Origin of the sequence: Methylotuvimicrobium sp. KM1, assembly GCF_044788715.1 — a bacterium.
Classification (GTDB): Bacteria; Pseudomonadota; Gammaproteobacteria; order Methylococcales; family Methylomonadaceae; genus Methylotuvimicrobium.
Map to the genome: position 1 here is coordinate 5043724 of NZ_CP173170.1, position 13649 is coordinate 5057372.

The window sequence follows — 13649 nt, forward strand, 5'->3', positions numbered from 1 at the left end:
CGAAAGTCAACATGAACAAACCTCATATCACGGTAAAGGATTTGACGATGGCTTACGGCGACTTCGTGATTCAGCGCGATTTGAATTTTACGATTAACCGCGGCGATGTTTTCGTTATCATGGGCGGCAGCGGTTGCGGCAAAAGCACACTGCTCAAACACTTAATCGGCCTACAGCGACCGGCACGAGGCGATATCATTTACGATCGGCAAAATTTTTGGCGCGCAAGCGATGCGGAACGCATTCGAATCCTGCGGCGCATAGGCGTGCTGTATCAAAGCGGTGCCCTATTCAGCTCGCTAACTTTGGCCGAAAATATTGCCTTGCCGCTCGGCGAATTTACCAATTTCAGCCGCATGGAACTCACCGATATCGTTTCTTACAAACTCGCATTGGTAGGCCTTGCAGGTTTCGAAGACTATTATCCTTCCGAAATCAGCGGCGGCATGCAAAAACGAGCGGGTCTGGCCAGAGCGATGGCGCTCGACCCGGAAATACTGTTTTTCGATGAACCATCGGCCGGGCTTGATCCTGTCAGCGCAAGGCTTTTGGACGATCTGATCATCAATTTGAGCAATGCCTTAGGCACGACGATTGTCGTTGTTACGCACGAACTAGCCAGTATCTTTGCCATTGGCACGAACGCGGTGTTTCTCGACCCCGAAACCAAAACCATGCTGGCCACCGGTTCACCCAAACGCTTGCTGGCCGAATCCAAAGATTCCAAAATCATTCAATTCTTGACTCGAGGCGAGGGCAATGTCGAGACAGCGCGTTAATAGGGGGCTAGCAGTCTTATGAGTAAACCGATAAACCCATTGGCGATAGGTAGTTTTACGGTCGGCGCAGTCGCACTGGTCATCGTAGCCTTGTTTATATTTGGCGGCGGCCAGTTTTTTAAATCGGATAAAGTTTACTTCGTGGTATTCTTCGACTCTTCTCTCAACGGGCTGAATGTTGGAGCCCCGGTAAAAATGCAGGGCGTGCAAATCGGCGAAGTCACCGATATCGCATTACAATTCGATAAAACCTCAATTAAGGTTTATAAACCCGTCGTGGTAGCGATCGATCGCCAAAAGATGATGGGCACGAGTGGTAAGACTTTCAATATAGCCATGACGAAAGAAGAGCGATTAGCTCTTCGGGACAGATTGGTTGATGCTGGATTTCGTGCTCGCTTGGAAACACAAAGCTTATTGACAGGCCTTCTCTATGTCGATGTAGATAAGCACCCCAATAAGCCTCCCGTGTTTGCTAAGCTGGATTATAAGGGGATTCCGGAGTTTCCGGGCATCCTAACAACCAGCGACGAAATCCTGCATTCGGCGGAAGAATTTGTCAATCAATTACGCGCATTGCCGCTGGAACAAATCGTCACTGACTTTGCCGACAGCTTAAGAGAAATGAAAGACCTGCTAGCATCCGATGAACTCAAGAAATCCCAAGTTTCTCTCGCTCAGGCCATGGAAGGAATGGAACAGGCGGTCGGCACGCTCAACCGCAATCTTGAACCGATGCTAAAAACTACGCATACGGCTATCGATAATGCCAATTTATTGGTCCTAGATTCCAGATCGATGGTTTCGGATATCAAGCCTATTTTAGCTTCCGCTAACAGCGCCTTGACTGCCGCGACCGCCGCCTTGAATAAGGCACAGGACTCTGTAGCCATGGTCGGCGATACCTTTGGCCCGGAATCGGTTTTAATCGAAACGCTGGAATCGGTTAACGATGCATCGCGGTCGCTCAAAGATCTGACCGATTATTTGGAACGGCATCCGGAATCGTTGATTTCCGGTAAACATAACTAGAGAATATTGAATTATGAATGCAGTCCGGCCTTTTTGTTTACCAGTCTTAACCTGTTTGTTCTTATCCTTAACAGGGTGCGTGGGCGGGACAACTTCGCCTTCGCAATTCTATCTTCTCGAACCGATCAACGAAAGCGAAACCAGCCCTACCGGAATGAGAGCAAAACCTGTCATTGCTCTTGGCCGAGTGCGCATTCCTCGTTATGTCGATAGGCCGCAAATTGTCGTCGGAACCGGAGGGAATACTTACCATTTGAACGAATTCAACCGTTGGGCAGAATCGCTCGATGCCAATATTAGCCGCGTACTGATGCAAAATCTTTCAATGCTCGTCCCGGCTGAGGTCGTAGAAGCTAGATCTTCAAGCTTAGCCAGGCAGGCTAAGCTCCGCGTCTCGTTGACTATTTTGGAGTTTCATGTCAATCAGCATGGACAAGCCGGTTTAACGGCGCAATGGTTTATCCGTCGCGGTCAGGATGTCATACAAAACCGTCAAGTCTCTTATCGTTTGCCGGGATCAACCGATGATTATTCGACCATCGTGGCAGCGCTCAATGAATGCCTGAATCGAATGAGCCGTGATTTGTCGGCATCGCTTCAACAAGTGCTTCAAGAAATGAGAAGCTAGCCAAATCAATCGATGTGTTTCCAAGCTCCTGCGTTGGCGGCTTAGAATTCCGGAGCTATGAGCATTATCCTAACGCTCATGAAGGCCAGGTAATCGCCCCAGCAAATGAAAGTTCGAAATAGAGCGGATTGCAGTCACTCGCCCGTCAGGACGCCATAAATCCAGTACCTAAATTCCATAACCCATTGGCCATGATTGATTACATAGTTAATTTAGGTGCTGGGTAAATACGCCCCCCGTAGGCTTGACGTCGACTCGCCCCCCAAGGATGGCGTGCCGCCGACATCCTCGCCAAGCATGCTCCACACCCTTTTATCCTCAAACTTGGAATTGCTGCATCTTTAAGCATCGCCGAAATTTGAAGTGCGAAAGTTATATAATATCCCGCAAATTTTTCACTTGGTATTTTTTCGACTCTACCGTCACCTCTTTGCGCCCATGAATACAGTCCTAACCGGCATTCTGGTTTATATATCGGCACAGCTTTTGATCGGCGTTTTCGTTTCGAAAAAAATCAAAACGGAAGACGATTATTTATTGGCCGGACGCAGTCTCGGCGTAGGCCTTGCAACGTTGAGCGTGTTCGCAACTTGGTTCGGTGCCGAAGCCTGTATCGGCGCGGCTGGTGCTGTTTATGAGGAAGGCCTGTCCGGCGCAACGCTCGATCCTTTCGGTTATTCGCTCTGTCTGGTTTTGATGGGCTTAGTGTTTTCGATTCCATTGTGGCGCCGGCAATTGACCACATTGGCTGATTTGTTCAGGCAACGCTATTCGCCGCAGGTTGAAAAACTTGCGGTATTGATCATGGTGCCCGGTACGATCATGTGGGCCGCCGCTCAAATTCGGGCATTCGGACAGGTGTTATCGGCTACGTCCGGCTTCGAAGTCGAACTGACGATCGCCTGCGCGGCGCTGGTTGTAATAGCCTATACGATGTACGGCGGTTTGATGGCCGATGTCATCACCGATGCGGTGCAAGGTGTCGCTCTGATCATAGGCCTTTCGATTTTATTGGCGATTGTGTTGACCGCCGGAGGAGGCTGGCAGCCTTCGGTTGCCTCGATAGAACCGGAGCGATTGGTTTTATTCAAAACCGCCGAGAACGAAAATTGGCTGGATATTCTGGAACAATGGATGATTCCAATCGGTGGATCGGTAATCGCTCAAGAACTGGTATCTCGGGTACTGGCTTGCCGTTCGCCGCAAATCGCGCGTCAAGCTTGTTTGGCCGGCGGTCTGTTATATCTTTCGATCGGCTTGATTCCGGTCTTGATCGGCTTACTCGGTTATCGCTTGTTACCGGGCCTAGCACAACCCGAACAAATCTTGCCGCAATTGGCACAGCATTATTTACCAACGTTTTTATATATCATTTTTGCCGGTGCGCTGATTTCGGCGATCTTGTCCACCGTCGACAGCGCACTTATGGCTGCCTCGGCGCTTCTGTCGCATAACCTAATCGTGCCGTTGCTGGATACGATCGACGAAAGCCGAAAAGTTTGTATTGCGCGGCTGACCGTTCTGTTCGGCGGCATGGTCGCTTACTGGCTTGCCTTGCAAACCGACCGCGTTCACAGCCTGGTCGAGCAAGCTTCAGCATTCGGCAGCGCTGGAATCGTGACCGTAGTCGTATTCGGCTTATTCACGCGCTTCGGCGGTGCTTACAGCGCTGCCGGGTCGCTTTTAGCCGGAACCGTCATTTGGAATGCCGGAAACTATGCATTCGATATGAAAACACCCTATCTAATCGCACTCTGCGGCGCAATTGCGGTTTATTCGGCGATTGCGATTTTAGAACACAAACTCCACAAAATTACCCATTTATGATTTCGATATCGTCTCGATTCGGAAATCATAGGCCAAACTCAAATTGATAAACGCGACTCAACATTCATGAATCAAGTAAGACCCGACAAAAAAATGACGTACTCTGCGTCTGCAGCGGCACAACCGACCGGCAAATTCGCCGACTCATCGATGAGGGCATTACGGACCCTGAAAAACTGTCGAGAATTACTGGCGCTTGCTCGGGTTGCGGTTCTTGTGAACCAACGCTTATGGCTTTGTTAAACATCGCTAGCTTGAAAGAACCGCTCGTTTGAGATCCTCTTTTCAGAGGCATTGGCTGGACCGAGTTTGCAACCGAGTCCTAAACATTTCAAGCGCAGCCAAAGCAAGCCGAAAACTTAAGGTATAACAAAATTTTGGGGATGAGTTAAATAAGGCTATGTTCGCGTTAGCAGTTGAAGCGGATCTCTTACCTGCTAAAAAGGCATTTAGGAAATAGGCAAAATGATTTCTTTCTACTCCCTTACTGTGAAAGTTCGCATTTTTGCATTCCTTATCTAATTTTTCGATATGAAAAAACAATGTCGTTTCCGAAGAGGGTGCGGTTGCTCGACCGACAGGCGTCGGCGGCAAGGACAGCCGCCGTCGAGCCTACAGGGACGTATTCACCCAGCACCTAAATTCCATAGCCCATTGGCTATAGTTAACTATCTTGGATAATTTAGGTGCTGGGTTCACGGCGTCCTGTCGGGCGAGTGACCGCACCCTCCACCACCAGAGAACTTTCATTTGCCGGGGCGATGGCCAAGCCTTCATGAACGTTACTGTGAAAGTATGCGAACCGAAGCGGGTGCGGCTGCTCGATCGACAGGCGTCGGCGGCAGGGATCGCTGCCGTCAAGCCCCCATAGATGGGTTCACGGCGGTCCTCGATAGAAACATCCCTTACCTTTTATTCTTAGACGGTTTTTCGATCAAAAGGGAGTAAATTTTTAGGTTTATCCGCCCTAAGGAATCAAAGCCGAACGAAGCAGATTCGATGTCGCCTGCCCGCTAGTGCTGCTGACATAGTCGACAACCACGGGAATAAACTGATTAACCATTCCCGGCGATAAATTCAGTTGCCTAAACGATGAATACAGTGACTGCATGGTACCGATAGTTCCACCAGCGCCTCCTAGCATTGCAGCACCACCGACCTGCGGTGCAGCAGCGAGCATTTCCGACATACCCGGAACGGATTGCGACATGCCGGCGAATGCTTGTTGCGTCATATTCGTTTTAGCGGCTTGAAATATTGCGCCGGCCCCGCCCAGTGCTTGCTGCTGAGTAACGCCCAATTGACCGACTAACGCTTCGGTTAAAGCGGTTTGTGTCGCGGGCACGTTACCGGCCATAGCCGTTCCGGCCTCGATCGTTTGCCGTCCTGTTTGTGCAGCCTGACCAATCGTCGCCAGACCGGTATCAACCTTACCGATAGCGCTCTGACCGTTCCCTGAAGTGCCGGCACAACCGGCGGTCAGAATTGAAATGAATAAGGGTGTGATATATTTGTAATTTTTTTTTCTCATAGTGTCCTCTCAACGGTAGAGTCGTGTCTTTCGGTATAGCCTGCCGATGTCTCAACTAATGTTCGGCCTTATTCATAACGGCCGGATTACAATTCTTACGAAAAGCGATGCTTATGCAAGATTTCTCTAGTTATGCCGTTCATGTTAAACGTACAAAATCCGAAAACCAAATTTAATTCCTAATTCGATGACATTTTATTTCGGTTGATATAACGCCAATTAGGAATCCCTATTTAAAAAAGCGCCTCGATAACATCAGTGCCTTTTCAACGGAAGGTGCTAAAATCACCGCTCCTTACTACTTATCAAGGTTTTTTATGACGCAAATCAAGATTGAACATCAACCGAGCGAAGCCCGTTTAGAAGAATTAGGCGTTTCGGACTGGGACATTTGGGAGAAAGAAGTTTCCAAGTTTTCGATCGACTTCGATGAAACCGAAACAGCCTATATTCTCGAAGGTGAAATCATTGTAACGCCCGAAGACGGTGAACCGTTACGAATCCTACCCGGCGACTTGGTCGTTTTCCCCGAAGGTTTAAACAGCGACTGGGAAATCGTTAAGCCATTGCGCAAACATTACAGCTACGATTAAACGTGCTTGCTATTTAGCAAGCCTCAAAATTAATGATCAATTGACTCATTTTTTCCGATTCAGGCGCAGCGAATTAACGATGACCGACACCGAACTGAGAGCCATCGCTGCCGAGGCGATGGCCGGATTGAGCTTACCGGCTACTGCAAACGGTATCGCAATCGCGTTATAACCAAATGCCCAAGTCAGATTTTGTTTGATAATACTTAGCGTATTCTCGCTCAATTCGATGGCATCGGCGATTTTGCCGATATCGCCGTCCAACAGCACCAAGTCGGCCGCTTCGATGGCGATATCGGTTCCTTTATCGATCACTAGGCTGACATTAGCGGCCGCTAACGCCGGCGCGTCGTTAATGCCGTCGCCGATCATCGCGACTTTGTGCCCGCTTTCGCGTAATTGACGAATTAACGCTAATTTTTTGGCGGGATCCGCCTCGGAATACACGGTAACGATTCCTACCTGCTCGGAAATATGTCGGGCCGCCAGTTCGGTATCGCCGGTCACCATCCAGGTATCGATCCCGGCTTGATGCAAATGTTCGACGACTTGACGGGCGTTCGGCCGTATCGTATCGGTAGCGGCAAACAACGCCGCCGCGCGCCGATCGATTGCAAGATAAACCAAGGTCTTGCCTTGCTGAGCCAGTTTTTTTGAGGTCGCTTTAAGCGGTGTTAGATCGATCTGGTGTTGTTTCATCCAGAGATCGCTGCCAAGCAATAATTGGCTGTCACCAATTTGAGCGCGAATGCCCCGATCCGGCGCATTATGAAATTGCGAGGATTCTTCTATTTCCATGCCACGCTCTTTGGCGTAGCGTACAATCGCTTGACCTAAAAAATGTTCCGAATTGAACTCCGCTGACGCGGCAAGCTGCAACAGACGCTCGTCGTCGAAATCCGATATATTGAACAAGTCGGTTATTTCGGCAATACCTTCAGTGATCGTCCCGGTTTTGTCGAATAAAACGGTATCGATGGATGCCGCCGTTTCCAGGACTTCGCCGTTCCTAATATAAATGCCGCGCCTGGCCGCCTGACCGGTTCCCACCATCGTTGCCGCCGGTGTTGCCAAACCGAGCGCGCAAGGGCATGAAATCAACAATACGGCAATCGCATTGGACAAAGCATGCGCTACCCGCTCACCAGCCAACAGCCAGCCTCCGAAAGTCGCACCCGACAATACGATCACCGACGGCACGAACACCGATGCAACACTATCGACAGTTTTTTGGATTTTCAATTTTGACGCCTGAGCCTGGTCGACCATATGGATCAAACCCGACAAAAAGGTATCCTTACCGGTTGCGGTGGCGCGCATTTGCAGTACGCCGCTACCGTTGATACTACCGTCGTAAAGTTTATGGCCGGGCTCCTTGATCGCTGGCATCGCCGAACCGGTTACCATTGCTTCGTTGACGCTGGATAACCCTTTGATTACTTCGCCGTCTGCCGGAATGCGCTCGCCCGGCCTGATCAGAAGGATATCGTCGATCTCGATTTGTTCGGCCATGATTTTTAATTCTTTGCCGTCTTTGAGCAATGTCGCTTGATGAGGCTGTAGATTCACCAATTTGCGTATATCCTGAACCGCCCGGTTTTTGGCTAGTTCTTCCAGATAGCGGCCTACCGTCACAAAATCGATAATCGCAGTCGCCGCATCGAAATAGACATGCCGGGAGGGACGAAATAATGCCGGAATGCTGTAGATATAAGCCGCACCAACCCCTAGCGCAACCAAACTATCCATCTCGGCAGCGCCTCGCTTGGCTTGATTAAACGCTTTTTTGAAAATGTCTCGGCCGCCGCCGATAATAGCGGCACCGGCTAAAACGGCTTGTATCAATAATAGGGTGCGCGATTTTGAGCCTATCGCACTCAGCAACCAAACCGGCACGCTCAATTTGCTTAACGTCAGTATTTGCCGTTTCGCTTTATGTAAATGTTTTCGCTCAAGATCGAATAATAATTTTCGTTCGGCCAAGGAATCGATCGAAAAGCCCTGATAGCCATTATCCGCGATAATTTTAAATAACTTATCTTTCGGCAAGTAAGTTTTGATCCGCGCGGTTTCGGAAATGTAATTGACACTGGCGTGAAGCACATCAGGCTGCCGCTGCAAGATCATTTCCAAATATAATGCGCAGGATGCGCAGCTCATATCACCGACACCGATGACAAAGTCTTGGGCAGATTTGTCGGAATAATTTTTATCGCGCTTAAGGCTTTTCAGCGCTTCGCGCGGTTGTACACCGATATTGGCGATTACGGCATCAAGAAGATGCAATAGATTTACGAACGGCAATTTTTCCGGATCGAATACTATTGTTAACGACCCAATCTGCGGCGTGATATTGACCGACTTAACGCCTTCGCGTTTTAACAATAGAATTTGCAAGATATAAGCACGCTCTCGATCTTTTCGCAAACTCGGAACGATGATGCGGAGCCGTTTGTTTAAGCGGTGTGCAATCGAAAAATGCTTGGTCGTTTGAATCGTATCCATATTGCCCATTTTTATGTTTCCGTCGGCCATTTAACTATCCGCTTCAGCATAACCGCTTATCAATAAATTACAAGCCCCTTCTATTAGTATGGTTTAAAGCCGGAGCCGACGCCCATTCACCATTCACCATTCACCTTTCACTGCTCACTGCTCACTGCTCACTGCCACCATTATAAGTCTCATAAGTTTGCATACCACCCGATAAATTTCTAACCCGAAATCCGTTTTGCTGCAGAATCCGGGTGGCATTGTATGCTCTTTGCCCAACGCCGCAAACGACCCAAATTTCCCGTTCGCGGGATAATTCATTTAACCGATCGCGTAAATTATCCAACGGAATGTTTATCGCATTCGGAATATGTTTCTGCAGAAATTCCGCTTCGGTTCGCACGTCGACAAGCTGAGCCTGTGTAAAAGGATCGTTCAATATAAACGCGAGTAATTGCGCCGCTTCGTCTTGATCTTCCGATACTTGTACATGCGTTTCGAGTAACTCCTCCCATTTCGCAAGCGGATGCATTCCGCGCAACTGATTGGCCGCGATCATGCCGGCTAAATTTACTGGATCCTTGGTGGCTCCGAATTGCGGGGCGTAACACAATTCAGCTTCCTCTAAATCGTAAACGCTACCGTCCATTTGTATGAATGCCGAAATGATATCGATACGCCGCGCTACACCGGACTCGCCGAGCGCTTGAGCGCCGAGAATTTTGCCGTTGCTAGTATCGTACAACAATTTCATGTGAATCGGCTTCGCTCCCGGGTAATAGCCGACATGATTACCCGGATGCAGATAAACCTTTTCATAATTTTCATAACCGATCTTCTTTAAGGTCTTTTCATTGACGCCCGTACTAGCGATTGTCAAATCGAAAAGCCCACACACCGATGTCCCTTGAACGCCTCGGTAGGTCGACGGAATATCTTGCTGATCTTCATTGCTTAATATTGCCGCGGCCGCCAATCGACCTTGCCGGTTCGCAGGACCGGCCAAGGGTAATAATTGCCATTCTCCGGTTATGACATTCCGTACTTCGACTACATCACCGACTGCCCAAATATAAGAGTCGCTGGTTTGCATGGTTTCATCGACTCGGATTCCGCCTAAATCTCCGATGGACAAACCGGCTTGTCGGGCTAATTGAGTTCTGGGTTTTACGCCAACGGAGACCATGACCGCATCGCTGACTATCGATTCGCCGTCTTGCCGATGCACGGTTAGCGTCTGATCTTGATTTAGCTCAAACCGGTTAACTTGGCAGTTAAGCTGCAAATCAATATCGTTTTTTTGCAAATACTGTGCGACAAATCTAGCCATTTCCTTATCTAATGACGGCATGACTTGATCGGTCGATTGCAACACGGTTACCGTTAAACCCCGTTTTTTAAGATTCTCCGCTAACTCTAAGCCTAAAAATCCCGCCCCCAAAACCACTGCGCTTTTCATATTCGCCAAATTGCCGCGTATTTTTCGGCTATCCGGAATCGTTCTTAACACATATATGCCGGGTAAATCGATGCCGTCGATATCCGGCCATAAGGCCTCTGACCCGGTCGAAAGCACTAAGGCATCGTACGACTCTATCCGCTTCCTGCCGGTTTTTAAATCGCACACTTCGATGCTTTTATTCGTTCTATCGATCGCCAGAACTTCGCTATCGGTACAAACACGAATATTGAATCTTTGTTCGAACAACTCCGGTGTCGCGACGAGCAATTTTTGTTCGTCGACAATCACGTCGCCAATAAAATAAGGTAATCCGCAATTGGCAAAGCTGACATAGGAGCCCATTTCGAAAATGACGATTTCACAATGTTCACATAATCGGCGAAGCCTTGCAGCGCAGCTTGCACCCCCTGCGACGCCGCCGATAATTAATATTCTTTTTTTCATTCCCAATTACTCCCTTTTGATCGAAAAACCGTCTAAGAATAAAAGGTATGGGATGTGTCTATCGAGGACCGCCGTGAAACCATCCATGGAGGCTTGACGCCAGCAATCCCTGCTGCCGACATCCTCGCTAGCCAAACCCTATACCTTCGTAAAGTTAACCATTTTTTGAGTATAAAGGGAGTAAGGTTCCTGCATGACTGCTTACGCCCATGTTAAGCCGACAACAATCCGAGTTTTTAGATTTTTTATGACTCGAAATACGACCTATTTCAGGCAAATAAAAAGCCGATAATGTCATTATCGGCTTTTTGGAATACGCGGTTATTACAACGTATTGTTTGCGTTTAAGTCTTGGAAGGCTTGCTGCAAACGATTGACCATTCCGGCTTGGCCGGCACGTTGCCACACGCGAGGATCATAATATTTTTTATTCGGCTTGTCTTCGCCGTCAGGGTTACCGATTTGGCCTTGTAAATAACCTTCGTTTTTCTTATAAAATTCCATTACGCCAGCCCAGGTGGCCCATTGAGTATCGGTGTCGATATTCATTTTAACGACGCCGTAGCTGATCGACTCTTTGATTTCCTCTGGAGAGGAACCCGATCCGCCATGGAAAACGAAAGTCAGGCTATTTTCCGGCAAGCTAAATTTGTCTGAAACATATTTTTGCGAGTCTCGCAAAATTGTCGGAGTCAATTTGACATTGCCCGGTTTGTACACGCCGTGCACGTTTCCGAATGATGCGGCAATCGTAAAACGGTGACTGATTTTATTTAAATGCTCATAAGCATAAGCGACGTCTTCCGGCTGAGTATATAGCAGTGAGTGATCCATATCCGTATTGTCAACGCCATCTTCTTCGCCACCGGTTACACCCAATTCTATTTCCAGAGTCATATCCATTTTGGACATGCGCTCCAAATATTTACCGCATATTTCAATGTTCTCTTCCAGACTTTCTTCGGAAAGATCTAACATGTGCGAGCTGAATAAAGGCTTGCCTGTTTTTTCGAAATGCTTTTCGCCTGCATCCAATAAGCCATCGATCCATGGTAAAAGCTTTTTCGCGGCATGGTCGGTATGCAGAATGACCGGTACACCATAATGTTCCGCCATCAGATGAACATGCTGGGCACCGGAAATAGCGCCTAAAATCGAAGGCATTTGACCTTCTAAGTTAACGCCTTTACCGGCGAAAAAAGCCGCACCGCCGTTGGAAAACTGAATGATAACGGGAGATTTCGCTTTAGCTGCGCCTTCAAGTACCGCGTTAATCGTATCGGTACTGATAACATTGACTGCGGGAAGCGCGAATTTCTGTTCCTTACAAAACGCAAAGACTTTTTGTACATCTTCACCGGTCACGACACCCGGTTTAACTATATCTAAAATTTTTTGTGCCATTTTGGGTTCCTATATTAAAAAACAAACCCGTTTTCGCGACAACTGCACAAAAACGGGAAAATGTATTTACGGATAAAATTATATCATTTCATGCGGTTCATCCCCTGTACCGCAGTGTCGAAACGTATCTTATCCTTCTAAGGATGCCAAACGCTCAGCCAACAGTTTTTCCAAGGTTTCGAGCGCTTTAGTGAATCCATCGATACCTTCGGATAATTTATCCGTCGCCATTCTGTTATCTGCATGCATACTTTCGAAAGTTGCTTTATCGATAGTGATTTTTTCAATCGATTGTTCCGCAGCTTTTGCAGGGTCGAGTTTGCGAGGCAAATCGCCTTCGGTTGATTGCAGTTCACCCAGCAGCGAAGGCGAGATGGTTAATAAATCGCAGCCCGCCAATTCGGTGATTTCCCCGATATTACGGAAACTCGCGCCCATAACTTCAGTTTTATAACCAAATTTTTTGTAGTAGTTGTAAACGTTCGTAACCGAAACAACACCCGGATCTTCTGCTGGCGGATAAGAGTCGCGTCCAGTATCTTTTTTATACCAGTCCAGAATACGTCCGACGAATGGAGAAATCAGTGTAATGCCCGCTTCAGCGCAAGCGATCGCTTGATGTAATCCAAATAATAAAGTCAGGTTACAATGAATTCCTTCTTTTTCGAGAACTTCCGCTGCTTTAATGCCTTCCCAAGTCGACGCGATTTTGATCAGGATTCGCTCTTTTGAAATGCCTTTGGCTTCGTATTGCGCAATGATTTCACGACCCTTGGCAATCGTTGCTTCGGTATCGTAAGACAGTCTGGCATCGACTTCTGTCGATACGCGGCCAGGGATGATATCGAGAATTTTCAACCCGAATGACACGGCCAATCGGTCGAACGCTAAAGTCACGACTTCGGCAGCGGAAGCGCCTGCTCCTAATGTGGCTCTTGCGCCTTTCAGCGTATCGTCGACAATGTCCTGATATTGAGGCATTTGCGATGCGGCCGTAATCAACGAAGGGTTGGTTGTCGCATCCCTTGGTTTGTAAGTTTCAATTGCTTGAAGGTCGCCGGTATCCGCGACAACGACGGTCATTTCCCGAAGTTGTTCAAGTAAATTTTTTGCCATTTTGTGCACCTTTATTTGCTGTTGTATTAATCTTTATGCTTCCAGGGTATCTTACCGTGTCGATTCATTTATCGGTAACTCATACCGGGAAGTGAAATGCCAATTAATGCGATATACCCATCGTAAGATCAAAATTCGGCTCTGAGACCCATTCAAAGGCCTAGCGCTAAAATTATCCAAAACGATTAACCAAGGCCAATGGCCTATGGCCTATGGAATTTAGGTAGCGGGTGAATGCGTCCCTGAAGGCCTTATGCCAAGCACCCCGCCGCCGCCTTAAGCATCACCGAAAATTGCAATGCTAAAGATATATGCGAACCGCTTTAATTGAGTTGTTTGG

General features: G+C 48.1%; 11 protein-coding genes. 6 read left to right on the forward strand and 5 right to left on the reverse strand.

The genetic code is table 11. The features are described from left to right. Positions 1 to 11: 11 nt before the first annotated feature. The 5 genes from ACINK7_RS21985 to ACINK7_RS22005 all read left to right on the forward strand — a co-directional run bounded on the left by ACINK7_RS21985 (position 12) and on the right by ACINK7_RS22005 (position 4541). Positions 12 to 779, forward strand: a complete 768-nt coding sequence (locus tag ACINK7_RS21985; RefSeq protein ID WP_404358733.1) for an ABC transporter ATP-binding protein — start codon at positions 12 to 14, stop codon at positions 777 to 779. 18 nt (positions 780 to 797) lie between these two features. Further along, on the forward strand, positions 798 to 1811 hold the full coding sequence (locus ACINK7_RS21990; RefSeq protein ID WP_404358734.1) for an MlaD family protein: 1014 nt from the start codon (positions 798 to 800) through the stop codon (positions 1809 to 1811). A gap of 55 nt (positions 1812 to 1866) precedes the next feature. Further along, positions 1867 to 2439, forward strand: a complete 573-nt coding sequence (locus ACINK7_RS21995; RefSeq protein ID WP_404358736.1) for a membrane integrity-associated transporter subunit PqiC — start codon at positions 1867 to 1869, stop codon at positions 2437 to 2439. Between the two features lie 438 nt (positions 2440 to 2877). Continuing rightward, the gene (locus tag ACINK7_RS22000) at positions 2878 to 4266 is read left to right on the forward strand and encodes a sodium:solute symporter family protein (protein WP_404358738.1); all 1389 of its coding nucleotides are present in this window, start codon (positions 2878 to 2880) and stop codon (positions 4264 to 4266) included. A gap of 158 nt (positions 4267 to 4424) precedes the next feature. Then, entirely contained in the window at positions 4425 to 4541 is a 117-nt protein-coding gene (locus tag ACINK7_RS22005) for a bacterioferritin-associated ferredoxin (RefSeq protein ID WP_404361494.1), read from the forward strand. 692 nt (positions 4542 to 5233) lie between these two features. Here ACINK7_RS22005 and ACINK7_RS22010 read toward each other — a convergent pair. After that, on the reverse strand, positions 5234 to 5797 hold the full coding sequence (locus ACINK7_RS22010; RefSeq protein ID WP_404358740.1) for a DUF2780 domain-containing protein: 564 nt from the start codon (positions 5795 to 5797) through the stop codon (positions 5234 to 5236). Between the two features lie 317 nt (positions 5798 to 6114). Between ACINK7_RS22010 and ACINK7_RS22015 the strand changes: the two genes are divergently transcribed. Further along, on the forward strand, positions 6115 to 6390 hold the full coding sequence (locus ACINK7_RS22015; protein ID WP_404358742.1) for a cupin domain-containing protein: 276 nt from the start codon (positions 6115 to 6117) through the stop codon (positions 6388 to 6390). Between the two features lie 45 nt (positions 6391 to 6435). Here ACINK7_RS22015 and ACINK7_RS22020 read toward each other — a convergent pair whose 3' ends face one another. From ACINK7_RS22020 to ACINK7_RS22035, 4 genes are all read right to left on the reverse strand, one after another. After that, positions 6436 to 8925: a heavy metal translocating P-type ATPase gene (locus tag ACINK7_RS22020; RefSeq protein WP_404358744.1), complete on the reverse strand. Its 2490-nt coding sequence runs from the start codon at positions 8923 to 8925 to the stop codon at positions 6436 to 6438. A 121-nt stretch (positions 8926 to 9046) separates the two neighbouring features. Next, on the reverse strand, positions 9047 to 10789 hold the full coding sequence (locus ACINK7_RS22025) for an FAD-dependent oxidoreductase (protein WP_404358746.1): 1743 nt from the start codon (positions 10787 to 10789) through the stop codon (positions 9047 to 9049). 324 nt (positions 10790 to 11113) lie between these two features. Then, on the reverse strand, positions 11114 to 12193 hold the full coding sequence (gene fbaA, locus ACINK7_RS22030; protein WP_404358748.1) for a class II fructose-bisphosphate aldolase: 1080 nt from the start codon (positions 12191 to 12193) through the stop codon (positions 11114 to 11116). 129 nt (positions 12194 to 12322) lie between these two features. Next, complete coding sequence (locus tag ACINK7_RS22035) at positions 12323 to 13309, reverse strand: transaldolase (protein WP_404358750.1); 987 nt, start codon at positions 13307 to 13309, stop codon at positions 12323 to 12325. Between the last annotated feature and the right edge of the window lie 340 nt (positions 13310 to 13649).

Excerpts from the sequence above, each read along its gene's own strand:
- ACINK7_RS21990 (WP_404358734.1), top strand. The coding sequence starts at position 798 with ATGAGTAAACCGATAAACCCATTGGCGATAGGTAGTTTTACGGTCGGC.
- ACINK7_RS22035 (WP_404358750.1), bottom strand. The coding sequence starts at position 13,309 with ATGGCAAAAAATTTACTTGAACAACTTCGGGAAATGACCGTCGTTGTC.
- ACINK7_RS22010 (WP_404358740.1), bottom strand. The coding sequence starts at position 5,797 with ATGAGAAAAAAAAATTACAAATATATCACACCCTTATTCATTTCAATT.
- ACINK7_RS22000 (WP_404358738.1), top strand. The coding sequence starts at position 2,878 with ATGAATACAGTCCTAACCGGCATTCTGGTTTATATATCGGCACAGCTT.
- ACINK7_RS22020 (WP_404358744.1), bottom strand. The coding sequence starts at position 8,925 with ATGGCCGACGGAAACATAAAAATGGGCAATATGGATACGATTCAAACG.
- ACINK7_RS22015 (WP_404358742.1), top strand. The coding sequence starts at position 6,115 with ATGACGCAAATCAAGATTGAACATCAACCGAGCGAAGCCCGTTTAGAA.
- fbaA (WP_404358748.1), bottom strand. The coding sequence starts at position 12,193 with ATGGCACAAAAAATTTTAGATATAGTTAAACCGGGTGTCGTGACCGGT.
- ACINK7_RS21985 (WP_404358733.1), top strand. The coding sequence starts at position 12 with ATGAACAAACCTCATATCACGGTAAAGGATTTGACGATGGCTTACGGC.
- ACINK7_RS22025 (WP_404358746.1), bottom strand. The coding sequence starts at position 10,789 with ATGAAAAAAAGAATATTAATTATCGGCGGCGTCGCAGGGGGTGCAAGC.